14 protein-coding genes and 1 tRNA gene are annotated in these 12718 nt (G+C 70.9%); 4 read left to right on the top strand and 11 right to left on the bottom strand.

The features are described 5' to 3' along the window. The first annotated feature begins 14 nt into the window (after positions 1-14). Positions 15-701 carry a MerR family transcriptional regulator gene (locus SPR02S_RS13390; protein WP_019057477.1) on the top strand — a complete coding sequence of 229 codons (687 nt, stop codon included), beginning with the start codon at positions 15-17 and terminating at the stop codon, positions 699-701. On the opposite strand, the gene SPR02S_RS13385 is transcribed toward SPR02S_RS13390, so the two are convergent. Further along, on the bottom strand, positions 689-1492 hold the full coding sequence (locus SPR02S_RS13385; protein ID WP_026150497.1) for an exodeoxyribonuclease III: 804 nt from the start codon (positions 1490-1492) through the stop codon (positions 689-691). The genes SPR02S_RS13390 and SPR02S_RS13385 overlap by 13 nt on opposite strands. Positions 1493-1568: 76 nt before the next feature. On the opposite strand from SPR02S_RS13385, the gene SPR02S_RS13380 reads away from it, so the two are divergent. After that, complete coding sequence (locus SPR02S_RS13380) at positions 1569-2045, top strand: GNAT family N-acetyltransferase (protein WP_019057475.1); 477 nt, start codon at positions 1569-1571, stop codon at positions 2043-2045. 67 nt (positions 2046-2112) lie between these two features. On the opposite strand, the gene SPR02S_RS13375 is transcribed toward SPR02S_RS13380, so the two are convergent. The 4 genes from SPR02S_RS13375 to SPR02S_RS13360 are packed head-to-tail and all read right to left on the bottom strand — an operon-like array spanning position 2113 to position 5631. After that, entirely contained in the window at positions 2113-3312 is a 1200-nt protein-coding gene (locus SPR02S_RS13375; RefSeq protein WP_019057474.1) for an ABC transporter permease, read from the bottom strand. Beyond that, positions 3309-3986 carry an ABC transporter ATP-binding protein gene (locus tag SPR02S_RS13370; protein ID WP_019057473.1) on the bottom strand — a complete coding sequence of 226 codons (678 nt, stop codon included), beginning with the start codon at positions 3984-3986 and terminating at the stop codon, positions 3309-3311. Before SPR02S_RS13370 ends, SPR02S_RS13375 begins: the two co-directional genes overlap by 4 nt. After that, positions 3983-5113: a peptidoglycan-binding protein gene (locus SPR02S_RS13365; protein WP_019057472.1), complete on the bottom strand. Its 1131-nt coding sequence runs from the start codon at positions 5111-5113 to the stop codon at positions 3983-3985. Before SPR02S_RS13365 ends, SPR02S_RS13370 begins: the two co-directional genes overlap by 4 nt. Then, positions 5110-5631, bottom strand: a complete 522-nt coding sequence (locus SPR02S_RS13360; protein ID WP_019057471.1) for a hypothetical protein — start codon at positions 5629-5631, stop codon at positions 5110-5112. Before SPR02S_RS13360 ends, SPR02S_RS13365 begins: the two co-directional genes overlap by 4 nt. Before the next feature lie 225 nt (positions 5632-5856). Here SPR02S_RS13360 and SPR02S_RS13355 point away from each other — a divergent pair, with 225 nt between their 5' ends. Continuing rightward, positions 5857-6516 carry a response regulator transcription factor gene (locus tag SPR02S_RS13355; RefSeq protein WP_019057470.1) on the top strand — a complete coding sequence of 220 codons (660 nt, stop codon included), beginning with the start codon at positions 5857-5859 and terminating at the stop codon, positions 6514-6516. Next, on the top strand, positions 6510-7832 hold the full coding sequence (locus SPR02S_RS13350; RefSeq protein ID WP_019057469.1) for a sensor histidine kinase: 1323 nt from the start codon (positions 6510-6512) through the stop codon (positions 7830-7832). The genes SPR02S_RS13355 and SPR02S_RS13350 overlap by 7 nt, the downstream gene beginning before the upstream one ends. Before the next feature lie 139 nt (positions 7833-7971). Here the strand turns inward: SPR02S_RS13350 and SPR02S_RS13345 are convergent. From SPR02S_RS13345 to glp, 6 genes are all read right to left on the bottom strand, one after another. Next, positions 7972-8045 (bottom strand) — tRNA-Ala (locus SPR02S_RS13345). Positions 8046-8106: 61 nt separating this feature from the next. Continuing rightward, positions 8107-9435: a divisome protein SepX/GlpR gene (gene sepX, locus SPR02S_RS13340; protein WP_019057468.1), complete on the bottom strand. Its 1329-nt coding sequence runs from the start codon at positions 9433-9435 to the stop codon at positions 8107-8109. A 207-nt stretch (positions 9436-9642) separates the two neighbouring features. Beyond that, positions 9643-10257, bottom strand: coding sequence for a GNAT family N-acetyltransferase (locus SPR02S_RS13335; protein WP_019057467.1), 615 nt, complete (start codon positions 10255-10257; stop codon positions 9643-9645). A 20-nt stretch (positions 10258-10277) separates the two neighbouring features. Next, positions 10278-10820 carry a MogA/MoaB family molybdenum cofactor biosynthesis protein gene (locus SPR02S_RS13330; protein ID WP_019057466.1) on the bottom strand — a complete coding sequence of 181 codons (543 nt, stop codon included), beginning with the start codon at positions 10818-10820 and terminating at the stop codon, positions 10278-10280. Continuing rightward, on the bottom strand, positions 10817-11329 hold the full coding sequence (moaC, locus tag SPR02S_RS13325; protein ID WP_026150494.1) for a cyclic pyranopterin monophosphate synthase MoaC: 513 nt from the start codon (positions 11327-11329) through the stop codon (positions 10817-10819). Before moaC ends, SPR02S_RS13330 begins: the two co-directional genes overlap by 4 nt. A gap of 62 nt (positions 11330-11391) precedes the next feature. Beyond that, positions 11392-12714, bottom strand: coding sequence for a molybdotransferase-like divisome protein Glp (gene glp / locus SPR02S_RS13320; RefSeq protein ID WP_019057464.1), 1323 nt, complete (start codon positions 12712-12714; stop codon positions 11392-11394). Between the last annotated feature and the right edge of the window lie 4 nt (positions 12715-12718).

Genomic DNA, 12718 nt, shown 5'->3' with positions numbered 1-12718 from the left:
CGTAGGGTGCGGGCGTGGCGGAGAAGGCAGAACAGAAGCGCGAGTACCGCATGGAGGAGCTGGCCGAGGAGGCCGGCATCACGGTGCGCACCCTGCGCTTCTACCGCGAGCGCAAACTCATCCACCCGCCGCGCCGGGAAGGCCGTATCGCCTGGTACGACGAGACCCACCTGGCCCGCCTGCGCACGATCTCGGCGCTGCTGGAGCGCGGCCACACCCTCAACGGCATCGCGGAACTGGCGGAGGCCTTCGACCACGGCCGCAACGTCGGCGAGCTGCTGGGGCTGGGCGCGCCGACCGAGGAGACCCCGGTCCGGCTCACCCCGGAGGCCCTCGCCGACTACTTCGGCGACCAGGCCACCCCGGAGAACTTCGCCGCCTCGCTCGAACTCGGCTACCTCGGCACCGACGGCGGCGAGATCGTCCACATCAGCCGCCGCCTCCTCGACGTCACGGCCGCGCTGGTCCACGAGGGCATCCCCCTCGCCGACGTCCTCAGCGCGGGCCGCCGCGTCCGCGCACACACGGACGCCCTCGCGGAACTCTTCGCGGACATGGTGCTGACACAGGGCGGCCGCACGACGGAGGACCTGCAACGACTGCGCCCGCTGGCGAAGAGCGTCGTAGAAGCGGAACTCTCGATGGCGATGGACCGCCGGCTCCAGGCCGGAGGCGGCGGTCAGGGACCTCAGAGGTCGTAGACCACCGTCACGGGCGCGTGGTCCGACCAGCGCTCGTCATGCGTGGCCGCGCGCTCGACGTACCCCTTGACCGCCTTGGCGGCGAGCCCGGGCGTCGAGACGTGGTAGTCGATCCGCCATCCGCTGTCGTTGTCGAACGCGCGCCCGCGGTAGGACCACCAGGAGTACGGCCCCTCGACGTCAGGATGAAGCGCGCGGACGACATCCACGTACCCACCGCCCTTGGCGTCGAGGACGCTGCCGAGCCACTCCCTCTCCTCCGGCAGGAAGCCGGAGTTCTTCTGGTTGGCGCGCCAGTTCTTGAGGTCGGCGGGCTGGTGGGCGATGTTCCAGTCGCCGCAGACGACGACCTCGCGCCCGTCGGCGGCGGCCCGCGCGCGCAGCTCCTTCAGATGGACGAGAAACTCGCCCATGAAGCGCACCTTCTCGTCCTGCCGCTCGGTGCCGACCTCGCCGGAGGGCAGGTACAGGCTCGCGACGGTGACCCCGGGAAGGTCGGCCTCGACGTACCGGCCGCTCCCGTCGAACTCGGCCGACCCGAAGCCGACTTGGACGCGGTCCGGCTCGCGGCGGGTGTAGAGGGAGACGCCGGCGCGGCCCTTGGCGGCGGCCGGGGCGTGCACGACATGCCAGCCCTCGGGGGTGCGGACGTGCTCCGGCAGCTGCTCCGGCTCGGCCCGCACCTCCTGCAGACAGAGCACATCGGCGGAGGTCCCGGCGAGCCACTCCACGAAGCCCTTCTTCGCGGCGGCCCGCAGTCCGTTGACATTTACTGAGGTCACAGTGAGCACTCCGGCACGATACCGGCACACTGGACGGAGTCCGGATACCCCTTACGAGCTCACGAGTAGGCATACGAGTTTTCGCATGAACATACGCACCGTCCCCTTCGACCACCCCGACGCCGTGAAGCTGAGCGACCAGGTTCAGGCGGAGTACCACGTCCGCTACGGCGACGGCGGCGACGCCACGACCCTGGACCCGACGGACTTCGAACCCCCGAACGGCCTGTACCTGATCGCGTACGACGCCAACGACGACCCCGTCGCCACCGGCGGCTGGCGCTCCCAGGACGCCAACGGCGAGGGCAACGAGGACGGCGACGCCGAGCTCAAGCGCATGTACGTGATCGAACAGGCCCGCGGCCTGGGCCTCGCCCGCCGCATGCTGGCCGCCCTGGAGGAGAACGCCCGCGCGGCCGGCCGCACCCGCATGGTCCTGGAAACCGGCACCAAGCAGCCGGAGGCCATCGCCCTCTACACGTCCAGCGGCTACGAGCCCTGCGTGAAGTTCGGGTACTACCGCTTCCATGACGACAGTCGGTGCTTCGCGAAGGTGCTGTGACCGCGACCACCCCCGGCCAGGGCCTGCCACACAGGACGCATACGGATCACCGTCGGCCGGGTTCTCGTCACGGGCTGGAGAGGGCTTCCCGGGGAGCGAGGCGGGCGGCGCGGACCGCGGGCCAGAGGCCGGCGAAGGCCCCGATGGCGATCGTGGCGCCGACACCGACTCCCAAGGCCCACGGAGGTATGACGACCTGCCAGCCCTGGTAGACGGCGTAGCCCGCCGAGGCTACGGCGCCCAGTGCGGCGCCGCTCGCTCCGCCGAGGGTGGACAGCAGTACGGACTCGGTCAGGAACTGGGTGCGGATCTGGGCGCGGGTGGCACCCAGGGAACGGCGCAGGCCGATCTCGCCGCGTCGTTCCAGGACGGCGATGACCATGGTGTTGGCCACGCCGACGCCGCCCACGAGCAGGGCGATGCCGCCGATGCCGACCAGCAGGCTGGTGAAGGCGTTGTTGGCGGCCTGTTTGGCGGTGAGCGCGTCGGAAGGTCGGGAGACGGTGACCTCGCTGGGGTTCTCGGGGTTGACGGTGGCCGCGAGGACGTCGCGGACCTGGCCGACCTTGCTGTCCGCGCTGCGGAGGTAGATCTGGGTGGGCCTGCCGTCGAAGCCGAGCAGGCGCTTCGCTGCGTCCCAGCCGACCAGGGCCGAGGTGTCCAACTCCGGCGCGAGCGGCGCCTTGTGCAGGATGCCGGTGACGGTGAACCACTGGCCGCCGAGCCAGATCCGGTTGCCGGGGTGGGTGATGCCGAGGAGCTCGGCCGTGGTGGCGCCCAGCACGACGGTCGGGTAGCGGGCCTGCGCGGCGTTGAGCCAGGTGCCGGCCGCCAGGTGCAGACCGACTGTCGTGGGGAGGTCGAGCCCGGTGGCGAGGACGCCGATGCCGCCGCTGGCGTCCTGGGGGATGTGGTCGTTGCGGTAGACATGGGCGTCGTCGACGCTGCCGGTGGCCGAGGCGGAGTCGACGGGAGCGATGCGTTCGACCATGCCCACGGAGCTCTCGGGCAGCGGGGCCGGTTTCCCGAGGAAGTCCTTTCCGGGGGTCACGGTGAGGAGATTGGTGCCCACGGAGGCGAGCCGGGCGTTGAAGGCAGCCTGGCTGGAGGAGGAGATGGCGATCACCGCGACCATGGCGGCGATCCCGATCGCGATGCCGAGGGCGGAGAGCACCACTCGGGCCGGGCGGACCCGCAGGCCCGCGCTGCCGACGCGCACGGTGTCGGCGGGACCGAGGCGGTGGGGGACGAGTTGCCCGGAGCTCACGACCTCACCTCCTCGTCGACCCGGCCGTCGAGGACGCGGACCCGGCGCGGGAGCGAGGCGGCCAGCTCCTGGTCGTGGGTGATCAGGACGACGGTGGTGCCGGACGTGTTGAGCTCCCGCAGGAGTTCCAGCACCGATGCCCCCGAGGTGGTGTCCAGGGCGCCGGTCGGCTCGTCGGCGAGCAGCAGCGGTGGGTCTCCGACGACCGCGCGGGCGATGGCGACGCGCTGCTTCTCGCCCCCGGACAGTTCGTGCGGGCGGTGGTCCAGGCGGTGGCCGAGGCCGACCCTGCGCAGCGTCCGCTCGGCGCGTGCGCGGCGCTGCCCGCGGGCCACGCCGGCGTACAGGAGGCCGTCGGCGACGTTGTCCAGGGCGCTGATCGAGGGAGCGAGGAAGAACTGCTGGAAGACGAAACCGATGGCGCGGGCCCGTAGCGCGGAGACCTGGCGCTCCTTGAGGGTGGCGATGTCGTGGCCGTCGATGGTCACAGTGCCGGAGGTGGCCGTGTCCAGGGTGCCGATGAGGTTGAGCAGGGTGGATTTCCCGGAGCCGGACGGGCCGACGATCGCGAGGAGTTCCCCGTGCCGGACGCGCAGGGACACCTCGTGCAGCACTCTGGTTCCGCCGGGGTAGACGTGGCCGACGTCGCGAAGTTCCACCAGGGGGCCGGTCATTGGGCGACTCCGACCCGGGTGCCGGCCGTCAGGCCGTGGCCGCTGACCTCCACCCTGCCGTCGGCGAACATGCCGAGGGTGACGGAGATGATGGTGGACCGTCCGCCGGAGCCGATGACTTCGACGCCGTAGCCGCCCTCGCTGAGTGCCAGCAGTGCGGTGACCGGCACCGTGAGCACGTTCTTCTTCTCGGCGGTCCGCAGGGCGACGGTGACCGGTGCCTGGGTGTAGGTCCCGGCGGCAGCGCTGTCGAGTGCGATGTCGACGCCGATGGTGGACCTGTCCGAGCTGCCGTCGGTGCCCGGGGTCACCGTGACGACCGTTCCGACCGAGGTGATCGTGCCCTGGACGGTCCTGCCGCCCGGGAGGGAGACGGTCACCTTTTCGTTCTTCCTGGCGAGCGACTGGTTCGCGACGTCGAGGTCGACGTGCACCTGCCTCTTGTTCGAGGTGGCGACCAGCACCGGCGTTCCGGGTGCGGGACCGGAGCCGACCGGGGTCTTGTGGGCGCTGATCCGCAGCGCTCCGGACGCGAAGACGATCCGGCCCAGCGCGACGGTTCCGGTCCGCTCGCCCGTCGGCAGCCCGAGGTCCTTCTGCCAGCGTTCTACGGCCCTCGCGGTGGCGGCGGTATAGGTGTCGTCGGCGGTGAAGCCGTCGTAGCCCATTGCTTGGAGGTTGGTCTCCAACTGCCGTACGTCCTGGCCCTCGTCGCCGGGTTTCATCTCGCGGTAGGCGGGACTGGTGCCGTACATCAGGACGACCGGGGTCTCGTCGACGCTGTAGAGCGGGTGGCCTCGGGTGACGGTGCGGCCGAGGCCCGGCAGAGCGGTGACGATGCCCGGCAACTGGGCGTTGACGGTGGTGGAACCGGAGTAGCCGAGGGTCCCGTCGACCTGCTGGGAGTTGACCAGGGTCTGCCGGGTCACCGTGGTGGTGTCCTCCTTCGGCCCGTCGGTGGTGGTGGCGGTCGTCCGGCCCGGGGCGGCCACCGCGTAGAGCGCGCCACTGCCGATCACCGCGATCGCGACCGCCGCGACGGCCCAGGTGGTCAGGCGCCTTCGGCGGCAGGGACGGCGGGTGGCGTCGTCCTGCGGCGGCGCCGCGGTCCTGTCGAGGGCGGTCACTGGCCGGCCCTTCCGGAAACCCCGCCCCCGCACGCCTTCATGGCGTCCTGAGTCTTCTGCGACTCGGCGTCGGGGATGTTCAAGGGCTTGTCCGCGGAGGGGTCCGGCACGTCGATTCCCTTGCCGCGCAGGCACCGTGCCAGCTTCAGCGCCTGGGCGTTCGCCGAAGCACTGTCGACAGAGCCCTGACCGTCGGCGCTGGGCATGTACTGCTTGCACTTCTCGACGGCGCTGCTGAACTTCGCGGGGTCGCTGGGCATGGTCAGCTTCGTCCCGTCGGCACCGGGGTCCGGCATGTCGACACCGTTGCGGCGCATGCAGGCCGCGAACTGCAGCCGGGCCTTCTGCGCGTCCTTGCTCTTCGCGGAGGCGCCGACGGTGGGCGTCCGGCTTCCCTTGGCACTGGCGACGTCGTCGCCGGTGTCGTGTGCGCCGCACGCAGACAGGACCAGGACCAGCGACACGGCGCCGGCCGCGAGGACGGCGCGGGTCCACGGAACAGCGGACAGGGTGGGCATCGGGAACCTCACAGGGTGGGTGGGAAGGCAACGTCCCCGTAGGACAACAGGGCGCCGTTTACAGGGAGATAAGGACCACGCAAGGCCGGGCCGGCTCCGTGCCGACGCTTATCCCCCTGCAATCGCGCGCCTGGTTGGATGACCGGGCAACCGCCTGATCTGCCTGCTTTCCGTACGTCGGTCACCGTTGCGCGCCCCCGCGAGAGAGCAAGGAACCCACGTGCCATGAGAGTTCTGATCGCCGAGGACCACCAGGTCCTGGCCCGTACGATCGCCACCGGCCTGCGCCGTGAGGCCATGGCCGTCGACGTCGCCTCGTCGGGGGACATGGCCGAGCAGCAGTGCCTGCTCAACGACTACGACGTGATCATCCTCGACCGCGATCTGCCGGTGCTGAGCGGTGACGAGGTCTGCCGCCGGCTGGGCGAGCTCAGGGATCCTCCGCGCATCCTGATGCTGACAGCGGCCGGCTTACCGGAGGACAAGGTCTACGGCCTTGATCACCTCGGTGCGGACGACTACCTCACGAAGCCCTTCGAATTCTCCGAACTCGTGGCACGGGTAAGGGCCTTGAGCCGACGGGTGACCGCACTTCCGGTGACGCCACTGCGGCACAAAGGGATCGAAATGGATCGAAGTTGCCATGAGGTGCTCGTTCATGGCCGCGCCGTCGAACTGACCGCCAAAGAATTCGCGGTGCTGGAGTTCCTGCTGGAGACCCGGGGCGAACCGGTCACCCACCGCGAGCTCCTGGACCGGGTCTGGGACGAGAACCTCGACTCGCGTACCAGCGCGGTGCGTGCCACCGTCAGCCGGCTGCGTACCAAGATCGGAGGAAGTGACGTGATCTCCACCGACACGGGAACGGGTTACCGGCTGTGCTGACTCGCCTGCGGCCGCGCACCGTCCCGCGCGGCCGGCTGACCTTCCGCGCCAAGCTGGCCACCACCTTCGCCTCGATCTGCTTCCTGGTCGGCGCCGCCGTGCTGGTCCTGGTCGCGCTGCTCGCGCGGCACGGAACCATGGCGGAGGCGTCGGGGCTCAAGATACGGATGGTGGAACCGGCGGCGACCACCTCGCCACCGACGGACACCTCGCAACCGGCATCGGGGCGCACCTCATCGGCCGGAGCCGGAGCGCACACCGGAGCGAACCCGGAGCTGGACCTCGTGCACATGGAGATCACCAAGAAACTCCAGGACGCGGCGCTGCGGCAGTTGATCCTGTGGCCTGCCGTCGGGCTGGTCCTCATGGCAGTCCTGTCCTGGACCACGGCCTGGTGGCTGGCAGGCCGCGCCCTGCGTCCTGTGCGAGAGGTGACCCGTGCCGCCCGCAGAATGAGCGGGGAGAACCTCCATGAGCGGCTGCGGCTCTCAGGACCTGACGACGAGTTGCGGGAACTCGCCGACACCTACGACGCCATGCTCGACCGGCTGGAGAAATCCTTCACCAGCCAGCGCCGTTTCGTCGCGAACGCCTCCCACGAACTACTCACCCCCCTGACCGTCCAGCGCACCAGCATCGAGGTGGGCCTCGCGGATCCGCTTCCGCACGGCCTCGCCGAGGTCCGCGAGGAACTGCTCACCGCCAACCGCTCCGCGGAGAGACTCGTCGCCGCGCTACTGGTGCTCGCGCGCAGCGACCGCGGACTCGATCAGGTCCAGGACACCGACGTCTCCGTGCTGGTCGCCCAGGCCGTGGCCGAACTGCGGTCACTCGCGGACGAGAACGCCGTCAACGTTTCCACGCACATCGAGCCGCTGACCGTCAGCGGTGACCCGGCGCTGCTCAAGCAACTGGTCTCCAACCTGGTACGCAACGCCATCCAGTACAACCACCCCCAGGGCGACGTTGTCGTCCACACCGGAGAAGACCGGCTGACCGTGACCAACACCGGCCCACTCGTCGACCCCGCCCGAGTCGATGCCCTCTTCGAGCCGTTCCGCAGGCTCGCCCCGGACCGCACCGGCACCGACGGACACGGCCTCGGCCTGTCCATCGTCCAGTCGATCGCCGACGCCCACGCGGCCACGGTCACGGCGGAGCCCCGCGCCGTCGGTGGGCTCACGATCGAAGTCCGCTTCGCGCATGAACCTGCCCATCCGGGGCCGCGACTCCATGAATCGCCTCGCGTTCCGTCACCCGACGCTCGCCCGGAGTCGGGCCCAGAGCCCGTCGTTCTCACGCTCCGTCCGGAGTGATGTGCGATCAGCCAGGCAGCGACGACCTCTGTCGGGCACCCATCCAACAACCCCCGGAAAACCAAAGATCCCGCCCGATCAACAGATCGGACGGGATCTCGTCAACTATCCCTGAGCTAGCTCAAGAACAGTCATGCGGTGGACCTGTGGGGATTTGAACCCCAGACCCCCTCGATGCGAACGAGGTGCGCTACCAGACTGCGCCACAGGCCCCTGCAACGAGTGAAACTCTAGCATCCCCGTCAGGGTGCTTGGAAATCCGTTCCTTGCCTGGTCACTCGTTGGCCGCGCGGGGCCGTTCGCCGTCCTCGTACTGGTCGAACAGGGGGGTGCGGCCCCGCTCTCGGGCCCGGCGGGCGGACGCGGCGCGGCGGGCGTCGGTGCGGCCGTCCGCCGTCCCTTTGTCCTCCGACGGGTCCTCCGCGTCCTCGTCCCGAGCGTCGCGGGCGTCCATGGCGTCCCGTCCGTCACGGTCGTCCCGCGCGGTGGACTGCGCCTCCTGCTCCGGCGCTACGGAACTGGAGCGTGCCGAGCTCCACGCGTCCGGTGCCCCGAGGTCCACGTCGGACGTGGCGCGCGGTGCGACCGGCGCGGTGACGTACGTCGGCAGCGGTACCGGTACCGGGTCCCAGCTGTCGCCCTGGCCGGGCCGGCGCTGCCGCTCGCGCTGCTGGTCGACCCACTCGGCGTGGTCGGTCTGCTCGACGAGGGCGCGGCGGTCGGCGGCGAGCGCGGACATCCCGGGGTCCGTCGCCGGTTCGGGTGCCTCGTCGGCGTCGTCGATCCCGGCGTCCACGGACACGCGCCTGCGCGGCTGACGCTCCCGCAGCCGCTGCGCGGCGACCTCGGCCTGGCGCCGGTCCATCTGGTAGGCGAAGCGGCGGCGTTCCTGCGTACGCAGGTAGGCGATGTACCCGCTGAGCAGGACCGCCGGTACGCCGGGCGCCCAGAGCAGGGCGAGCCCGCCGACCGCCGCGACGATCGCGCCGAGCGTGAAGGCGAGGAAGAGCATCACGGTGGTACGCCTACGGCGCGCGAGCACCTTCACCCGCCGGGCGCGCGCCGCCGCGGCTTCCTCGGCGGGCGAACGCCGCGCGACCGGCGCGCGCTTGCGCGCAGGCGCGGACGCGGGTGCGGACTTGGCGGACTTGGGCGCCGCCTGGGCCGACGCGGAGCCCTGCTGGGGTACCGGTTTTGACGCCTGCTCACGCGCCGGTTCACGGACCGGCTCGCGCGCCGGTTCGCGGACCGCCCCGCGCTCCGGTTCGCGCGCCGCTTCCGGGCGCTCCTGGCTCTGCTGCCGGACGGGCGCGTGCACCTGGGGACGGACCGGGGGCATGGCGAAGGCCCGGACGTCCACCGAATCGGTGACGGCGTCCGGCACTACGGCGCTGGGCTCCCCCTCCTCGGTGGAGCGCGCCCGCAGGTCCTTGGCGTACCGGCGCTCCATCCCCGCCCGTCCGGACAGCAGCCGGATGGCGGTGCTGAAGCGTTCCGTCGGACGGGCCTCGTTCAGCTCGTCCTGCCTACGGAGCCACATCGGCACCAAGTAGGCGGCCCAGGCCCCGACAATGACTGCGTAGATGAGGCCGCTGCTGCTCACGCCTCACACGGTAGAGGGGTTTGCGTGAGGCCATCTGCCAATTGAGCCGGTGTGTCGCACGATCTGGCTGATATTTCGAGCTTTTTTTGTGATGGATGCGATCAACAGGCCGCTCGGTTGGCGAATTCATTGCCCCAAGACGGTCATTCGTCGATCACTTTCGAACACTTATTCCATTCCTGGGCTTCGGGTCCAACGGGCTTGCCGCTATGCGGGATTGTCGTGCGGGGTGCTCCGGGAGCGTGCCCGCTGCCAGCGGGCCAGCAACCCCTCGGGCACCTCTTCCGCGGTGAGGGCGAAGACGAGGTGGTCGCGCCAGGCGCCGTCGATGTGGAGATAACGGGGCCTGAGGCCCTCCTCGCGGAATCCGAGTTTCTCGACGACCCGGCGGCTCGGGCCGTTCTCCGGGCGAATGCAGACCTCGATGCGATGTAGTCCCACGGCCCGGAAACAGTGGTCGACGACGAGCGCCACGGACGTCGGCATCACTCCGCGCCCTGCCACCGATTCGTCCACCCAGTAGCCGACGTGACCCGAGCACATCGAGCCCCAGGTGATCCCGGCGACCGTCAACTGCCCGACCAGGCGCCCCTGGTATTCGATGACGAACGGCAGCATCCGGCCCGAGTTCGCCTCGGAACGAAGATGCCGGACCATCTGCCGGTAGGTCGGCCGGTGTGCGATCGGCCCGCTGGGGGTGGGCGGCGGAATGGTCGCCTCCCAGGGGCGCAGCCAGTCCCGGTTGCGCCGGTTGACCTCGCGCCAGGCCCGCTGGTCGCGGAGCTTTATCGGCCTCAGGACGATGTCGCCGTCCACCAGCACGGCGGGCCAGGATGGGCTGTTCAGCTCGCACCCCCACTGGTGTCGGCGGGTCTGGGGTGATCGCCGCCTCGGATCTGGTCGACGGCGTGCGCCAGCAGGGGCTCCAGGACGGCGAGGCCGTCCCTCACCCCGCCGGTGGACCCCGGCAGGTTGACGATCAGTGTGCCCCGGGCGACTCCGGCCAGACCTCGGGAGAGCGCCGAAGTCGGCACCTTGTCCCGGCTGTACGCCCGGATGGCCTCGGCGATGCCGGGCACCTCGTAGTCGATCACCGCGCGGGTCGCCTCGGGGGTGCGGTCGGTGGGCGAGACGCCGGTGCCGCCGGTGGTGACGACGGCGTCGTAACCGGCTTCTACGGCGGCCCGCAGCGCGGCCTCGACCGGGTCTCCGTCGGGGACCACCTGCGGCCCGTCGACGGCGAAGCCGAAGCCCTTGAGGCCGTCCGCGATCAAGGGACCACCCTTGTCCTCGTAGACCCCGGAGGCAGCGCGATTGGAGGCGGTGACCACCAGTGCGCTGTACGGCGCGAGCAGCGCACCGCCGACCGAATCGTCGAGCGTCATGTCCGGCTCCAGTCCCCCGACTTGCCGCCCGTCTTCTCCTCCACGCGCACGTCCGTGATGACCGCCCCCTTGTCGACCGCCTTGACCATGTCGATCACGGTGAGCGCGGCGACGGAGACCGCGGTGAGGGCCTCCATCTCGACGCCCGTGCGGTCCGTCGTCTTCACGGTGGCCCGGATTCGTACGGAGTCGTCCGCGACCGACAGATCCAGTTTCACACCCGACACCGACAACGGGTGGCAGAGCGGGATGAGGTCCGGGGTGCGTTTGGCGCCCATGATCCCCGCGATGCGCGCGGTGGCCAGGGCGTCGCCCTTGGGGACCCCTTCGCCGCGCAGCAGCTCGACCACGCGGGGCGAGACGAGGACGCGTCCGCTGGCGGTGGCGGTGCGCGCGGTCACGTCCTTCGCGGACACGTCGACCATCCGGGCGGCGCCCGCGTCGTCGATGTGCGTCAGTCGGTCGTGCGCAGGGGGTCCAGGGGTTTCCCCCCGGAAAGGCTCAGTCATGCTGTGTGGCGCTCCCGGTCCGGGCGTGTTGTGCGCGACACGGTACCGCCAACTCGGAGTACTCAGCCGAGCAGGACCACCTGGACCTCGGTGCCGGGCTCCACGGACTCGACGTCCTCGGGGACGACGATCAGCGCGTCGGCGAGCGCGAGGGCCGCGATCAGGTGCGATCCGGCGCCCCCTACAGGGGTGACTTCGCCATCGGCGTACGTCCCGCGCAGGAACTGTCTGCGGCCCTTCGGGGAGGTCAGCGCCTTGTCGGTGGTGAGGGTGGCCCTGGTCGTCGGGCGGTGCACGTCGTCCAGGCCCATCAGGGCGCGGATCGCGGGCCGAACGAACAGCTCGAAGGAGACGTACGACGACACCGGGTTGCCGGGAAGGGCCAGCAGCGGGATGTGGTCGGGGCCGATGGAGCCGAAGCCCTGGGGTTTGCCGGGCTGCATGGCGAGCTTGCGGAAGTCGATCCCGGCGCCCTCCTCGTCCTCGTCGCCCACGGAGGACAGCGCCTCCTTGACGACGTCGTACGCCCCGACGCTCACGCCGCCGGTGGTGACCAGGAGGTCGGCGCGGACGAGCTGGTCCTCGATGGTGTCGCGGAGGGTCTCGGCGTCGTCGGCGACGGCGCCGACCCGGTAGGCGATGGCTCCGGCGTCGCGGGCGGCGGCGGTGAGGGCGAAGCTGTTGGAGTCGTAGATCTGGCCGTCGGCCAACTGCTCGTCGGGCTGGACGAGTTCGCTGCCGGTGGACATGACGACCACGCGCGGGCGGGGGCGTACGCGCACCGTGCCGCGGCCGATCGCGGCGAGCAGGGCGATCTGCGGCGGGCCGAGGACGGTGCCGGCGTCCAGGGCCCGGTCGCCCGCCTTCACGTCGCTGCCCTTCGCGCGTACGTGCGCGCGTGCCTGCGCCGAGCGGTACACGTGCACGTGCCCGCCGGCGCCCTCGGGGGCCTGGCTGCGGGCCCGCATGCCGGTGACCGGGCCGCCGCCGAGGCCTCCGTCGGTCCACTCCACGGGGACGACGGCCTCGGCGCCGGGCGGGAGCGGGGCGCCGGTCATGATGCGGGCGGTCTCACCGGGGCCCACGTGGAGCGGCTCGGCCCGGCCCGCCGCGACGTCGCCGATCACCGTCAGGACCGCCGGGAACTCCTCGCTCGCGCCCGCGACGTCCGTGACCCGCACCGCGTACCCGTCCATCGAGCTGTTGTCGAAGGGCGGGAGCGAGACCGGCACCGTGATGTCCTCGACCAGGACGCAGCCCTGAGCGTCGAGCAATTGCAGCTCGATGGGTTCCAGGGGGCGGACGGTCGCGAGGATGTCCTCCAGGTGCTCGTCCACCGTCCAGAGGTGGTCGGGTCCTGCGGTGCGGTTCGCGGCGGTGCTCAACGTT

This window comes from Streptomyces prunicolor NBRC 13075 (genome assembly GCF_000367365.1).
Lineage (GTDB): Bacteria > Actinomycetota > Actinomycetes > Streptomycetales > Streptomycetaceae > Streptomyces > Streptomyces prunicolor.
The sequence above is the reverse complement of the archived record's forward strand: the minus strand, read 5'-3'. Positions and strand labels throughout refer to the sequence as shown.

Coding starts and splice junctions, on each gene's coding strand:
- SPR02S_RS13380 (WP_019057475.1), top strand. CDS start 1,569: ATGAACATACGCACCGTCCCCTTCGACCACCCCGACGCCGTGAAGCTG.
- SPR02S_RS13370 (WP_019057473.1), bottom strand. CDS start 3,986: ATGACCGGCCCCCTGGTGGAACTTCGCGACGTCGGCCACGTCTACCCC.
- SPR02S_RS13360 (WP_019057471.1), bottom strand. CDS start 5,631: ATGCCCACCCTGTCCGCTGTTCCGTGGACCCGCGCCGTCCTCGCGGCC.
- SPR02S_RS13355 (WP_019057470.1), top strand. CDS start 5,857: ATGAGAGTTCTGATCGCCGAGGACCACCAGGTCCTGGCCCGTACGATC.
- SPR02S_RS13330 (WP_019057466.1), bottom strand. CDS start 10,820: ATGACGCTCGACGATTCGGTCGGCGGTGCGCTGCTCGCGCCGTACAGC.
- moaC (WP_026150494.1), bottom strand. CDS start 11,329: ATGACTGAGCCTTTCCGGGGGGAAACCCCTGGACCCCCTGCGCACGAC.